Genomic DNA, 14,982 nt, shown 5'->3' with positions numbered 1-14,982 from the left:
TGGAACCTATGCGCCTCTTCGACTCTCCCTCTGCTTCTCACCGCTCTATCGCTGAAACCGGCGCTCTGCGCCGCCGCTGGTCAACCCTGCTGCTTTGCGGGGTAGTCGGTTTGCTGTCTGGCTGCGGCCCTGACAAACCCACCAGCCAAGTACCGACCACAGAATCCACTGCGCAGCAGGAGGCCGGGGCGCCAACTTCTGTAGTGCAGGCCAATGCCCGCCAATATCGCGATGCCCCGGCGCTGGCGCTGGTCTTCTCCGGCCCCCTGTTGCCCAAGGCCAATTGGCAGAGCTGGCTCGGGGTCAGTGAGGGGGGCAAGCAGGTGCAGGGGGAGTGGATCCTCGCCGACGATGGTCGCACCCTCTATTTCCCGAACGTGCAGCCCGACAAGAGCTATGAAGTGAGCCTCAAGGCGGGGCTGGGCCCATCCCCTCAGAGCTGGACCCTCAAAACCCGGCCGCTGGAGGCGGGGGCTTCGTTTACCGCCAGCGGCATGGTATTGCCGCTGCGCGACGAGCTGCGCCTGCCCATCAGCGCGGTCAACGTGGACGAGGTCAATATCGATTTCTTTCGGGTCGATGCGGAATATCTGCCCCGTTTTCTGGCGGAATATCGCCCCGGTGCCGGCATGGGGAACTGGGAGCTTGAGCAGATCACCCAGCGGGCCAAGCGGGTATTCAGCGGCCGCTATGCGCTGGAGCTCGATGCCAACCGGCGCGAGACCCGCCTCATTAATGTGAAGGAGCCGCAGCTGGCGGAGGCTGGCGTCTACTTTGCTGTGATGTCGCCCCTTGGCAACTATGACTGGCGCAAGGAAACCACCTATTTTGCGGTGAGCGACATGGGGCTCAGTGCCCGCCGTTACCGCGATCAGCTGGAGGTGTTCGTCAGCTCGCTGGCTACGGCTGATCCGCTCAAGGATGTGCAGCTCTCCCTGCTTGACGAGAAGGGCAACCGGCTGCAGGTGCAAACCACGGATCTCCAGGGCCATCGCCGCTTCGATCAGGTGCAGGGGGCTCGCTTGCTGCTGGCCGAACAGGGCAACCATCTGGCGGTGCTGCGCCTCGATGGCGCGGCGCTCGACCTCTCCACCTTCGATCTCGGCACCCAGCCCTGGCAGGCCCAGCAGTTGTATCTCTTTAGCGGGCGCGACCTTTATCGCCCCGGCGAGCGGCTCGACAGCGAGATCCTGCTCAAGGGGCAGGATGGCCAGCTGCTGCCGGGCATGGCGGTAGAGCTGGAGGTGAAACAGCCGGACGGCCAGCTGCTCGAGCAGAAACGGCTGCTACCGGACAATTTGGGCGCGGCCCACTACGGTCTGCGTTTGCCGGATGATGCACCGCTCGGGCGCTGGACCATCAACCTCAAGACCGCCGCTGGTAGTCGTTTCGAGTGGCCCTTTTTGGTGGAGGAGTTTTTGCCGGAGCGGCTCAAACTGCAACTCGGCAAGGGGCCGGATGGTGAAGTAACGGATCTGGACGCCGCCCTGACTATGCCACTGCAGGGGGACTATCTCTACGGTGCGCCTGCGAGCGCCACCAAGGCGAAGGCGGAGGTAAAAATCAGCCGCGCCACCATGCCCTTTACCCAGTGGCAGGAGTTCACTCTGGGTGACGTGCTGCTCGCCGAGCAGGCCAAGGATCTCGAGGCGCGCAGTCTCACCCTCGATGCGCAGGGGCAGGGGATTTTTTCGTTAGTTGAAGAGCTCGATGGAGTGCGCAACCTCGGGCCGCTGGAGGTGGCCTATCGGGTCTCCCTTTCCGAGCCTGGTGGCCGCGCCGTCAATCGCAGCCGCACCCAGTATGGCTGGCCCGCGGGCAGTCAGTGGCCGGCGCTCAAGGCCGACTTCGTGGCCGATCGTGTGGAAGGGGGCAAGCCGCTCCCCTTCCAGATCCTCAACCTCGATGAGCAAGGCCAACCGGTGGCGGGGGCGGTGAAGGTGCGCCTTATCAACGAGTACCGCGACTACTACTGGCACTACGCCGATGGCGAGGGGTGGAAGTACGAGTTCAACAGCCAGCCCTATCTGGAACAGGAGCAGACCCTGCAGCTGGATGGCAAGGGGCCGACCCCGCTCACGCTGCAACTGGCGGCGGGCTGGTATCGATTGGAAGTGGAGAACAGTCAGGGCCATCAATCCAGCCTGCGGGTGGAAATAGGCAGTTACGCCTGGGGCGGTGGTGGCGAGCAGGCACGGCCTGACAAGATTGCCATCACCCTAGACAAGCGCGCCTATCAGGCGGGTGACAAGGCCAAAGTGACGCTGGTGGCCCCGCGCCCCGGCAAGGGGTTGTTGCTGGTGGAAGATGGCGACGGTCTGCGCTGGTGGCAGCGTATTGAACTCAAGGGGGCCGGTGGCGATGCCAAGGATGCCCGCGGCGAGTTCGAGATCCCGGTCAGCCCCGAGTGGCAGCGTCATGACCTGCATATCTCGGCCCAGATCGCCGCGCCAGACAGCGCCTCCAAACCGGCTGGCAAGCAGCAGGGGCAGAGCCTGCGCTCGGTCGGGTTGGTGCCGCTCACCCTGGATCGGGAAGCGCGCCGTCTGCCGCTTACCCTGAGCGCACCGGATAAAGCGGTGCCGCTTACCCGGCTGGAAGTGACCGCCACCTCCACCCCCAACAGTCAGGGGCGCGTGGTGCTGGCGGCGGTGGATCGGGGCGTGCTCAATATCAGCGACTACCAGCCGCTCGACCCGTTCGAGATCTTCTTTGGTCGCAAGCGCTTCGCTCAAGATTTGTTCGACAACTACGGCCAGGTGATCCCGCCGCAGGATGGCAAGCTGGCCCGCCTCAACTATGGGGGCGATCGGGCGCCGCTGAAAAAGGGAGGCGCGCTGGAGAGCCGGGTCGAGATAGCTGCGCTCTGGAGCGGCGAGGTGAGTTTTGACCAGCAGGGCAAAGCGGTGATCCCGCTCGATTTGCCCAATTTCAACGGCGAACTGGCGCTGATGGCGCTGGCCTGGAACGAACAGCAAGTCGGGGAGGCCGAGCGCGCCGTCAAGGTAGTGGCGCCGCTGGTGGCCGAAATTGGCTGGCCGCGCTTTGGCGCCAGAGGGGATGAGACCCGGGCGCTGGTGCAGCTGCGCAACATGAGTGGTGAGGATCAGACCCTCTCCCTTGTCTGGACCCTCAATGGCGGACTCAAGGCAAACGGTGAGCTGCCCGGCACTCTGTCCCTTAAAAATGGCGAAGAGCAGTGGCTGACCCTGCCGCTCACCGTGACCGGGGCAAGCGGCGTTGCAAGCCTGCAGTTGGCGGCCAGCGGCAAGGATTTTGCCATCAGCCGCGACTGGACTTTGCCGCTGCGCTCCCCCTGGCCGGCCGAGACTCGCCAGCGCTACCAGATGCTGGCCTCCGGTCAGCAGATGAGCTTTGCGCCAGCTGAGCTGGCCGGGCTGGATCGTGCCAACCTGCAGGGGCTGCTCAGCCTCTCCGGCACTCCCCCCTGGGATCCGGCAGCCCAGTGGCAGGCGCTGGCCGATTACCCCTATGCCTGTCTGGAGCAGACCTTGTCCCGTGCCTGGCCTTACTTGCTGACCACGGCCGATGAGCGGGCCGCCTGGAGCAAACCCGCAGAGGGCAAGAAAGCGGCGAGTGAGGCGGATGTGCAACGCGCCCTGCTGCAACGGCTGCAGCGGTTGCAACTGCCAAGCGGTGGCTTTGGTCTGTGGGATGGTCGCTCCGACGAGGAGCAGTGGCTCACCGCCTATGCCGCCGACTACCTGCTGGCGCGCAAGGAGGCGGGTGACGCAGTGCCGGAGGCAATGCTCAATCAGGCGCTGAACCGGCTGCAAAGCTATCTTACCGACAGTCAGTATGGTGAGCGCTGGAGCAGTGCCCCCGAGCACAGCCGGTTTGCCTATCAGGCCTACAGCGCCTATGTGCTGGCCCGGGTGGGCAAGGCGCCGCTCGCTACCTTGCGCCTTATCTGGGAGCCGCAGGCCGATCACGCTCGCTCCGGTTTGCCGCTTTTGCACCTCTCGCTTGCGCTCTCGGCCATGGGGGATGAGCAGAATGCCGCCAAGGCCCTCAGTCGGGCATTGGCGACCGAGCGCGGGGACGACTATCTGGGTGATTACGGCTCGTCGCTGCGTGATCAGGCTTTGGAACTCTCACTGCTGCGCCAGCACAAGCTGGCTGCGGAGCGCTGGCCGGCCCTCAGTGCCAAGGTGGCAGATACCCTGGCTCACCGTCAGTGGCTCAGCACTCAGGAGCGGCTCGCTCTGTTGCGACTGGCCCGCTTCGATCCGGCCGTCGACTGGCAGGCCAAGGTCGCTTCATCCTCTGGCAGCGAAGCCTTGAATGGTTCGGCCCCGTTGCAACTGGGTGCCCCCGAGGCACTGGCCGCCAGTGTGGTTACCAATGAGGGTAAGGGATCCCTCTATGTGCAGCGTACTCTGATCGGTTACCCCGAACAGGCTCCGGCACGGATCAGCAAGGGTATGAGCGTGACCCGCAGCTGGTTCAACAGCGACGGTCAGCGTTTTGACCCGGCCAAAGTGAAGGTGGGCGATCTGGTGGTGGTGCGGCTCAATGTCAGCAGCGAATCTGCCGTGCCCGATGCCCTGCTGGTGGAGATGGTGCCCGCTGGCTTCGAGCTGGAGAACCCCGCCCTTGGCAACAGCATCAAGCTCGAAGAGCTCTCCATCGAGGGGAAACCAGCGTGGCAGAGTGAGTGGAACGACTATCTCAAGCATCAGGATTTTCGCGATGACCGCTACACGGCAGCGCTGGATCTGAGCGAGGGGAGCAACCAGCAACTGGTCTACCTGATGCGGGCGGTGACGCCGGGTCGCTATCAGGTGCCACCGACCCAGGTGGAGGATATGTACCGGCCCGAGCTGCGGGCTGTGGGTGAGGATATCCACGAGGTGCGTATTTCTGAGTAACAAACCCTCCCTTGTGCGGGTTCGCCCGCTCACTTTCTGGCAGCATGGCTGGCTGAGTCTGGGTCGCAGTGGCCGCGCTGGCTGGCGCTGGCTTGGTCGTTTGCCACGCTGGCTGCGTTGCTCGGTGCTGGGCGTTGTAGCACTGCTCCTGTCATTGCTGGCGCTGGATCGACTCTTCCCGCCGCCGCCACTCGACCCAGCCTACGCACGGGTGGTGCTCGATATGAAGGGGCGGCCGCTGCGCGCCTTTGCCGATAGCAGCGGCGTGTGGCGCTACCCCGTGACCCTGGAGCAGGTCTCCCCCCGCTATATCGAGGCTCTGCTGGGCTACGAGGATCGCTACTTCTGGCGTCATCCCGGGGTCAATCCGGTGGCCATGGTGCGCGGGGTCTGGCAGTGGCTGCGTTACGGGCGCGCCGTGTCGGGCGGCTCGACTCTTACCATGCAGGTTGCCCGCCTCATCGAGCCTTACCACAGGAGTGTGCCCGGCAAGTTGCGCCAGATGGCCCGTGCGCTGCAGCTGGAGTGGCACTATGACAAGCGCACCCTGCTCACCGTCTACCTCAACCGGGCGCCGTTTGGCGGCAACCTGGAGGGGGTGCAGGCGGCAAGTTTTGCCTATCTCGGCAAGAGCGCGGCCAAGCTGACCTATGCCGAGGCGGCGCTGTTGGCGGTGCTGCCGCAGGCTCCCAGCCGCAACCGGCCGGACCGCCATCCCGAGCGGGCCCGCACCGCCCGTGACAAGGTGATGCAGCGGCTGGTAGCGCAAGGCGTCTGGCCCGAACAGGTGTGGCTGGAGGGGCGTATCGAGCCGGTGCTGGCCCGCGGTCACTTCACGCCGATGGAGGCGCCGCTCTTTGCCCGTCTCGCCGCCGACCATCAGGCCGGGGCGCTGGTGCACACCACCATTGATGGCGATCTGCAGCGCTGGTTGGAGGGGCGGGTGGCGAGCTACATTCGCCGCTTCCCCGAGCAGACCTCCGCCGCCCTGCTGCTGGTAGACAACAAAACCATGGCGGTGCGCGCCTATGTGGGCAGCGCCGAGTATGGCAATTTGCGGCGCCACGGTTACCTCGACATGGTGCAGGCGATCCGCTCTCCCGGCTCCACCCTCAAGCCCTTCATCTACGGTCTGGCCATGGACGAAGGGTTGGTGCACTCGGCCTCCCTGCTCTCCGATGCGCCAAGGCTGGGCTCGGACTATCGCCCCGCCAATTTCTCCGGTGCCTTTCAGGGGCCGGTAACCCTGACCCAGGCGCTGCAGCAATCCCTCAACGTGCCGGCGGTGCAGGTGCTGGAGGCGCTCGGGCCAGACAAACTAGTCAGCCGCCTCGACAACACCGGAGTGCGGCTGGCGCTCTCCGACAAACCCAATCCTGCCATCGCGCTGGGAGCGGCGGGTATTCGGCTCGAACAGCTGGTGGCGCTCTACAGCGCACTGACCCGGCAGGGGCAGGTGGCAATGCCGGTCTGGCTGGCGGGGCAGCAGGCGGTGTCACGCCCCTTGCTGAGCCCGGGAGCGGCCTGGATCATCTGGCAGATATTGAGCGCGCAGGGACGGGCGGACCAACCCTTTGCCAGCGAGGCGACCGGCCGGGTCAACAGGCTGGCCTGGAAGACCGGTACCAGCTATGGCTATCGCGACAGCTGGGCGATGGGGGTCTCCGGTCGCTGGACCATCGGCGTCTGGCTGGGGCGCCCCGACGGTACCCCTATGCCCGGTTTTTACGGCCAGAGCGCGGCGGTGCCGCTGCTGCTTTCGGTCTACTCGCGACTGGCTGACAACAGCCCTCTGCCGGCACAGCCCAACACGGTGAGCGAGGCCGAGATTTGCTGGCCGCTGGGGCGCAAGGCGAACGCGACCCTGCCTGAAGCCTGTTTGCAGCGCCAGAGCGCCTGGTTGCTGGAAGGGCGCGATCCTCCCACCTTGCCGGATCCCATGGACTGGCCCTCGCCGCTGCGGCAAGTTGCACTCACTGCCGAAGGCAAGCCGACGCTGACCCGTTGCCCCGATGCGGCTCAATCCGGTTTTCGGGCACTCTGGCCGTTGTCGTTGGAGCCTTGGCGGTCCCCCAGCGAGCGGCGGCAGTCGCTGCTCGCCAGCAGTTGTGCAGGGGAGGGGCAGAGCGCCGAGCTGCAGGCCCCCATTCGCATCGTGGCGCTGGGGGAGGGCAACCTTATCCGCAGCCAGCGCTATCGGTTGCAGCCCAAGGTGCTGGGCGGTGTCGGCAAGTCGGCCTGGTTTCTCAACGGCCAGCGACTGCGCTGGGACGGGGATCAGGTGCTGAGTGTGGCGGGTCGTTATCAGCTGGTGGTGGTGGATGAAGCGGGCAACAGCGATCGTATCGAGTTTCGCGTGGTGCATCCTGACAGTGATGCCGGCACCATCACCCGTTGATCGTTTTGCCGACAGCCATTGAGGTGAATGTAATTAACTATTTGAAATGCATCAATATTTGATTGGATGAATTAATTTATGAATAATTACGAGTTCATTCAAATCCAATCGGGAGTTCTCTTTTGCTGCGTGTTCTGTGTCCCTTGCTGGTGCTGATGAGTTCGGGTTGTGCCACAACCAATCATGGTGATCACCATGTTTCTCCTGAACGTACCGGGTTCTATTCACCTTTCGAACCAGCTTCCGAGAGTTTTGCGCGTTGCTATCAGAAACAGTTTGCCTGTACCCCTTCCAACATCCGCCGTGACAGGGCGATGGAGGCGCGCAGGCAGGCGCAAGAGCGGGCCAATCATCGTGGTGATGATTGGTAGGCCGCAGATAACGAGAGGGGTTGGCAAATGCCAACCCCTTTTTCATTCCGCCCATTCAGCCCGGTTGGCGCAGATGGCCGAGCCGGGTGAAGAAGTGCTGGCTCTTGCGCTGGTGAAAGTGGCTCTTCTTGATGGGATGGAAGATGAGGTTGCTTTCGGGGTGGCTCGCCTTTAACTGGTGGAGCATGGCTACGGCGGGCAGGCTGGTGCTGACCAGGGTGGTGAGTGGCATGCTGAGGGTCTCGGGCCCGAGCAGTTGATTGAGCCCTTGCTGAGCCTGCTCAAGGCGGGTCAGGGCCGCCGGGTCGGCATAGCCGCTACCCAGCATGGCGAGCAGGTTGTCGATGGCCAGATGAAATTCGGCCAGCTGTTGGCGAAAGCCGCTGCGCCCGCGCAGGGCAATCAGCTCTGCAAACGGAATGTCGGCCAGGTGAGTGGGCACTTGCAACGGGATCTCGAGGTGGAAGCAATCCTGACCACCGCGATTGTGGTAGCGGGATTCGAGCAGATGGAGCAGGCGGTCGAGATAGTCGTGATCGGTAATAAGCGCCCCGTCATTGGCGAGTGCCCACTCACGGGCGAGACGCATGGAGAGCAGGTTGGCAAAGCGCCGCGCCATTCTGATCCCCCCTTCATCCCGGGTCGCAAAGCCGTGAGTAAGGCAAAAGCCGTGCAGCCGCTCCAGCCCCGCCTGATCCGGGCAGAAGCAGTCGTGGTTGGCCTCCTGACGCCAGCGACCAATCAGCTCCTTGTTGCCAAACACCTTGTGGCGGACGAAATCGGGGGCCACCAGGCCGCTTATCTGGTTCTCCAGTTGCGGGGTAATGGCGGCAAAGAAGGCGGCATCGGGCCGCTCGGCCAGCAGATCGGTCTGCTGTTGAAGGGTATCGAGCAGGGCGGTGAGACCGCTCTTTTCGCTGACGGTGAAGACGAAGGCGAGCCGCTCCAGATAGAGCAGGGCAAATTTGAGCCAGAGCTCGTCACGTACCTCCATGCCGGGGTAGTAGATATAGGTCTTCATCGGATCAGTCTGTTGTCAAAAATCTGGCGAGGCGCAGGGTCGGGAATATACGCAAGATTGGCGCTGCACGGCAAACACTGCGTGGGGTAATGTGAGCAAACGCTCATCCAGTAGGCGCTGGCCACAAAGTTCTGATATAATTCGCGCCCTTAAATCAAGGTCACCCGAGTCATTACCATGAAGTTCATTATCAAGCTGTTCCCGGAAATCACCATCAAGAGCAAGTCGGTTCGCCAGCGCTTTATCAAGATCCTGCAGGGCAATATCCGCAATGTCCTGCGCCGCTTCGACGACGATGCCCGCGTACGGATGGATTGGGACAAGCTGATCGTGAGCTCCCGCAATGACCAGTTCCGCGAGCAGGCAATCGAAGCCCTGGCCTGCATTCCCGGCATTCAGGCCTTCCTCGAGGTACAAGTCAGCAAGTTTACCGATCTGCACGACATCTTCGAGCAGGTGAAAGCCGTGTGGGGCGACCAGCTCAAGGGCAAAACCTTCTGCGTGCGCGCCAAGCGCCACGGCAAGCACGAGTTTTCCTCTCTCGAGATTGAGCGCTATGTGGGCGGTGGACTGAACCAGCACTGCGAAAGCAATGGTGTGCGCCTCAAGAACCCGGATGTGAAGATCAACCTCGAGATCGACGGCGAAGAGCTCTTTATTGTCAGCGCCATCCATCAGGGCCTGAGCGGCATGCCCATCGCGACCCAGGAAGATGTGCTGAGCCTGCTCTCCGGCGGTTTTGACTCCGGCGTGGCATCGTTCCAGTTCATCAAGCGCGGCTGCCGCGTGCACTACTGCTTCTTCAATCTGGGCGGTGCTGCCCACGAAATCGGCGTCAAGCAGGTGGCCTACCACCTGTGGAACCGTTTCGGCTCCTCCCACCGGGTACGTTTCACCGCCGTGGACTTCGAGCCGGTGGTTGCCGAGATCCTCGAGAAGATCGACAACGGTCAGATGGGCGTGGTGCTCAAGCGGATGATGATGCGTGCTGCCGCCAAGGTGGCCGATGAGTTCCAGATCCCGGCGCTGGTGACAGGCGAGTGTGTGGGTCAGGTATCCAGCCAGACTCTCACCAACCTGAACGTGATCGACCGGGTCACCGACAAGGTGATCCTGCGCCCGCTTATCACTTGGGACAAGCCGGATATCATCAGTGAAGCCCGCCGCATCGGCACCCTGGAGTTCGCCGAGACCATGCCGGAGTATTGTGGGGTCATCTCCAAAAAGCCGACTGTGAAGGCCGAGCTCTCCCGCATTGAAGAGGAAGAGGCCAATTTTGACTTCTCCATTCTGGACAAAGTGGTGGCCGAGGCCCGTTACCTCGATATCCGTCGTATCGGTGAAGAGACTGCCGCTGAAGTGCAAGAGGTGGAAACCATCCAGGTGCTGGGCGCTGACGAGGTGATCCTGGATATCCGCTCTGCCGACGAACACGACGAGAAGCCGCTGGTGGTGGAAGGTCGTGAAGTACTGCATATCCCCTTCTTCAAGCTGGCCACCGCCTTTGGCGATCTGCCCAAAGAGAAGACCTACCTGCTCTACTGCGATCGCGGCGTGATGAGCAAGCTGCAGGCGCTTTACCTGAAAGAGAAAGGCTTTGCCAACGTCAAAGTTTACCGTCCGTAATTTGACGCTCAATCTCCCATAAAAAATCCGGCCAATGTGCCGGATTTTTGTTTTATAGCTCGGAGCTTGGATTTATGGACAGGGAACGGGAGTGAAGGAGTGCTCCCCCAGGCAACGCCAACCCATTTCCGCTCCCCTCATTTGCCAAAGGTTATCGCTGCGATAGAGAGTCAGGATATAGAGCATGTCGTTCTTGCTGCCATCGAGGGCAACCGAGAGTACCAGATCATTATCCAGTTGCTGTGCATGGATGCGACTGGGGATGTCGCTATGACCGACAAAACGAAGTGCTACCTCACGGTAGTCATTGACCCATTTCTGATGTAGCTCGTTCGCCTGACGTATCTGCTGGTTGAACTGCTGCACTGGCGCCGATGCCAGTCGTCCAAAAACGGCTTGTGCTTCGGCATGTGCTGCTGTCACGTTCGCAAGGAGGAGAGTGGTAAGCATACCGATTTTGTGCATGAGAATATCCGGCTAACAACGACTGCTTCTATGACAACAGAAAAGCCCATTTGGTTCAACGCACAACCCACAGAGCCATATTCCACTGCGGGTGTGCTTTCAGTTGCGTTGCAGCGAGAAGGTTGGTAGCGACAGGTGCCAGTAGATAGCAGCTACCCGCAAACCGAACACGGCTGTCATACAGATGAGCATGGCGGTTACTCTGTCCATGTTCGCCTCCAGTGCCAGGGTGTAGAGGATTCCGCCCAAAATGCAGGCTGTTGCATAGATCTCTTTTTGCAACACCATAGGCACTTCCCTGGCCAGTACATCACGGATCATGCCGCCTGCTACCCCTGTCATGGTCCCCATCAGCACGGCGATCAGTCCCGGGGTACCGAAGTTGAGGGCTTTTTGCGCCCCAATCACCGTAAAGAGGGCCAACCCGAAGGCATCCGCGACGGGCAGTACATACCAGGGCATTCTGCGGGGCAGTTTGACCATCCACATCCCGATCAGCGCCGTTGCAATGACCACCCAGATATAGAGAGGATCGCGAACCCAGAACACCGGGGTTGCTCCCAGGATCATGTCGCGGATGGTGCCACCGCCGATGGCGGTGACTGCCGCCAACACCATGACGCCAAATCCGTCCATTCTGAGCCGGCCCGCCACCAGAACCCCTGAAAACGCGAATACCGCAGTACCAAACATGTCGCTGATGTAAACAATCTGCTCAACCAGTGTCTGCATGGAAAACAACTCACGCCAAATTGTTGATGGGGCCGCGATTTTAGGGGCTGGAGAGCCCAATCGCCAACTGTGCTCGACAAAATTGAGAGTCGACACCGCTTTTTTCTCGCATCATGGACAGGGAGGGGCTCGAGTGTGCCTGTTTACCTCCTTGTTGGAGGAGGGGCGCGATGAGTTTCTGCCACGTTTTAGTGGGCGTTTTTTTCCTTAAGTTTATCCCCGACCTGTCGATATATAGGGTAAGCGGCGTTAATGCGATGAAGCGTTGAAAAAAATGCTAAAGACATCCAAAAACGAGCCGTTAAATAAGATGCATCGGGCACAGAAAATAATAAAGCCTGAGCAAATAGAAGAGTAAATTTAATAGCTTAGGAGAATAGTTATGGCCATGTTTATCAACACTAACGTTTCATCACTCAACGCTCAGCGTAACCTGATGAATACGACCAAATCACTGGATACATCCTATACCCGTCTGGCATCCGGTCTGCGCATCAACAGCGCCAAGGACGATGCAGCAGGTTTGCAAATTTCCAACCGTTTGACCTCCCAGATCAATGGTTTGGATCAAGGGAACCGTAATGCCAACGACGGTATCTCTGTTGCTCAGACTGCCGAAGGTGCCATGGATGAAATTACCTCCATGTTGCAAAGAATGCGTACATTATCGCAACAATCTGCGAATGGTTCTAATAGCAAGGACGATCGTGATGCCTTGCAAGCCGAGTACAAGCAGCTATCAACAGAGATTAATCGGATTTCCAATGACACTACCTTTGGGGGACAGAAGTTGTTGGCTGGTGGTTATTCAGGCACTTTCCAGGTCGGTGCCGATGCAGGGCAGACAATCTCTTTCAAGATGACGACTGCTTTTAGCATGTCAGGCATCGCCAGTGCAACCAAAGGTAGCGCCACGATTGCTGCTGCTACTGCGACCAGTGGCGATGATGCTTGGACTGTAACGCAGCAGAACGGAACAGCTTCGACAGCATCGGTTGCGTCTGTTGCTTCCTCAGGAACCACCGCTGCAATCCCCGGAGTGCCGGCGCAACCAGCTACGGCTGCAACGCCAGTTAACTGGGCCAATATAGATGATATATCCGGGTCTACAGGTTCTAATGCCCAGCTGGCTTTTGCCAACCTTGACAAGATGATTCAAGTTGTTGACAGCAAGCGTGCAGAGTTGGGTGCGGTGCAAAACCGTTTCGATTCAACTATTCGCAATCAGGCAAATGTCTCCGAAAACGTCAGCGCCGCTCGCTCACGGATCCGTGACGCAGACTTTGCGACAGAAACCGCAAACCTGACCAAGCAAAACATTTTGCAACAAGCAGCCTCCACCATCTTGGGCCAGGCCAACCAGCGTCCTCAGTCAGCCCTTTCGTTGCTGCAAGGTTAATAAAAGAAAACAGGGCGGTTGTTCAGGCCGCCCTGGTCAAGAGATGGAACAAAGGGGTGTTCGGGTTGCACTCTGTTCTATCGGGAGAGATATAATTCTCTACTAGTAATGCCAAGTGTTGTACAGCTGTTCATTTCTGTCACGCTTGGTCATATTCTCCTGAGCATATGCTCATCTTTAGGCCGGTTTACCGGCCTCTTTTTATTGTGCCGCCAAATTGACGTCACTCAGTCCTTTTAAAGCATGAACCGTGCCAACTCACCTCATTCCGTAAACTGGGTCATCATCAGCTGAGATTTTCATGATGCGGCTGCTCAATTCATGTACTGTTGCCGCTTGCCGGAGAAAACTTGCCGCTTTAGGCAACAATTTTCCTAAAGCTTGTCTCTGCGCAGCCGTTAAATAAAGTGAAGCAATCGAGGGGTGTTCGGAATCCAACGTTTGCACTACTGCGGGTGACCTGTTCGTTCAAACAGACACCCGCCAGAAGAGATAGGAATGTTCAACCTGCTCTTCAAACGGTGGGACGTCGTCTCGTTTAGACGGCGCAACCTGCAGTCGCATGTTCTTCGGGAGAATTTTTTATGGCCATGTATATCAACACAAATACTTCATCACTGAACGCTCAGCGTAACTTGATGAATACCACCAAGTCCTTGGATACTTCGTATACTCGACTGGCATCCGGCTTGCGTATTAACAGTGCTAAAGATGATGCTGCCGGTCTGCAAATCGCTAACCGTTTGACCTCTCAGGTTAATGGTCTGGATCAGGGAAATCGTAACGCTAACGATGGGATCTCTGTTGCTCAGACTGCAGAAGGCGCAATGGATGAAGTGACATCTATGCTGCAACGCATGCGCACTTTGGCTCAGCAGTCAGCTAACGGATCCAATACGAAAGATGATAGGGATTCTTTGCAGGCTGAATACAAGCAGCTGTCTACCGAGATCAATCGTATTTCCAATGACACTACCTTTGGGGGACAGAAGCTGTTGTCCGGTGGCTATTCAGGCACTTTTCAGGTCGGTGCCGATGCAGGGCAGACAATTTCTTTCAAGATGACGACTGCTTTTAGCATGTCAGGCATCGCCAGTGCAACCAAAGGTAGCGCCACGATTGCTGCTGCTACTGCGACCAGTGGCGATGATGCTTGGACTGTAACGCAGCAGAACGGAACAGCTTCGACAGCATCGGTTGCGTCTGTTGCTTCCTCAGGAACCACCGCTGCAATCCCCGGAGTGCCGGCGCAACCAGCTACGGCTGCAACGCCAGTTAACTGGGCCAATATAGATGATATATCCGGGTCTACAGGTTCTAATGCCCAGCTGGCTTTTGCCAACCTTGACAAGATGATTCAAGTTGTTGACAGCAAGCGTGCAGAGTTGGGTGCAGTGCAAAACCGGCTTGATTCTACGATTCGCAACCAGTCCAACGTGTCCGAGAACTTGAGTGCCGCACGTTCTCGTATCCGTGATGCTGATTTTGCGACAGAAACCGCCAACCTGACCAAACAGAACATTCTGCAGCAGGCTGCCTCAAGTATCCTGGCGCAAGCCAACCAAAGACCGCAATCTGCTCTGTCCCTGTTGGGTTAACGAGTAGCGATGAGATAGAAAAGGAGCGACGATATGGCCAATGACATTGGAATTCCCTCATCGGTCACTCCTTCTTCTCTTCAGTCAAGTAGCAAGAGCGGCCAATCGGCCGCTCAAGTGCTATCTGGCATGGCGGAAGAGCAGCGGGTGATGACACAGGATGTGGAAAAGCAACAAGAGGAGCGAGCCAAAGAGAAGGTTCGCAAATCCGATGTCTCAGATAAGGGCATTGAAAAAGAGGTGCAAAACTTGCAGGAGTTCAGCAAGTTGCAGGGATGGACCGTCAACTTCAGCGTCGAAAAGGATCTCGAGCAAGTTGTTATCAAGGTGATGGACGCCAATACCAAGTCAATGATCCGTCAGATCCCAAGTGAAGAGTTGCTGGCTATCAGCAAGCGCCTCAAGGATCTACGTGAAGGTGATGTAACTGGTGGTGGCTCAAGAGTCGGATTACTGCTTGATAAAGAGATTTAATACGCA

The 14,982-nt window shown here is 59.2% G+C and carries 9 protein-coding genes; 6 read left to right on the top strand and 3 right to left on the bottom strand.

Annotated features, from left to right (window positions below; all coding sequences use genetic code 11):
* Nucleotides 1–8 precede the first annotated feature (8 nt).
* Together ACTG2G_RS22030 and pbpC are read left to right on the top strand one after the other, a co-directional pair.
* On the top strand, nucleotides 9–4,892 hold the full coding sequence (locus ACTG2G_RS22030; RefSeq protein ID WP_439985851.1) for an alpha-2-macroglobulin family protein: 4,884 nt from the start codon (nucleotides 9–11) through the stop codon (nucleotides 4,890–4,892).
* Between the two features lie 13 nt (nucleotides 4,893–4,905).
* Complete coding sequence (pbpC, locus tag ACTG2G_RS22025; RefSeq protein WP_421385988.1) at nucleotides 4,906–7,290, top strand: penicillin-binding protein 1C; 2,385 nt, start codon at nucleotides 4,906–4,908, stop codon at nucleotides 7,288–7,290.
* A gap of 426 nt (nucleotides 7,291–7,716) precedes the next feature.
* Here pbpC and ACTG2G_RS22020 read toward each other — a convergent pair whose 3' ends face one another.
* Nucleotides 7,717–8,682 (bottom strand): hypothetical protein, encoded by a 966-nt coding sequence (locus ACTG2G_RS22020; RefSeq protein ID WP_113739236.1) that lies wholly within the window; start codon nucleotides 8,680–8,682, stop codon nucleotides 7,717–7,719.
* A 177-nt stretch (nucleotides 8,683–8,859) separates the two neighbouring features.
* On the opposite strand from ACTG2G_RS22020, the gene thiI reads away from it, so the two are divergent.
* Nucleotides 8,860–10,308, top strand: a complete 1,449-nt coding sequence (gene thiI / locus ACTG2G_RS22015; RefSeq protein ID WP_421385987.1) for a tRNA uracil 4-sulfurtransferase ThiI — start codon at nucleotides 8,860–8,862, stop codon at nucleotides 10,306–10,308.
* Nucleotides 10,309–10,380: 72 nt separating this feature from the next.
* Here thiI and ACTG2G_RS22010 read toward each other — a convergent pair whose 3' ends face one another.
* The gene (locus ACTG2G_RS22010) at nucleotides 10,381–10,773 is read right to left on the bottom strand and encodes a hypothetical protein (RefSeq protein WP_042053183.1); all 393 of its coding nucleotides are present in this window, start codon (nucleotides 10,771–10,773) and stop codon (nucleotides 10,381–10,383) included.
* A 99-nt stretch (nucleotides 10,774–10,872) separates the two neighbouring features.
* A complete protein-coding gene (locus ACTG2G_RS22005) occupies nucleotides 10,873–11,505 on the bottom strand; it encodes a trimeric intracellular cation channel family protein (RefSeq protein WP_129503709.1) in 633 nt (210 codons plus the stop codon).
* Nucleotides 11,506–11,887: 382 nt separating this feature from the next.
* Here ACTG2G_RS22005 and ACTG2G_RS22000 point away from each other — a divergent pair, with 382 nt between their 5' ends.
* The 3 genes from ACTG2G_RS22000 to ACTG2G_RS21990 all read left to right on the top strand — a co-directional run bounded on the left by ACTG2G_RS22000 (nucleotide 11,888) and on the right by ACTG2G_RS21990 (nucleotide 14,976).
* Nucleotides 11,888–12,904: a flagellin N-terminal helical domain-containing protein gene (locus ACTG2G_RS22000; protein WP_421385986.1), complete on the top strand. Its 1,017-nt coding sequence runs from the start codon at nucleotides 11,888–11,890 to the stop codon at nucleotides 12,902–12,904.
* Nucleotides 12,905–13,488: 584 nt separating this feature from the next.
* Nucleotides 13,489–14,502, top strand: a complete 1,014-nt coding sequence (locus ACTG2G_RS21995; protein ID WP_202004776.1) for a flagellin N-terminal helical domain-containing protein — start codon at nucleotides 13,489–13,491, stop codon at nucleotides 14,500–14,502.
* A 33-nt stretch (nucleotides 14,503–14,535) separates the two neighbouring features.
* Entirely contained in the window at nucleotides 14,536–14,976 is a 441-nt protein-coding gene (locus tag ACTG2G_RS21990; protein WP_421385985.1) for a flagellar protein FlaG, read from the top strand.
* Nucleotides 14,977–14,982 lie beyond the last annotated feature (6 nt).

Origin of the sequence: Aeromonas sp. 55A (assembly GCF_051919665.1) — a bacterium.
GTDB lineage: Bacteria > Pseudomonadota > Gammaproteobacteria > Enterobacterales > Aeromonadaceae > Aeromonas > Aeromonas veronii.
This window is presented reverse-complemented; position numbering and strand designations above follow the sequence as displayed.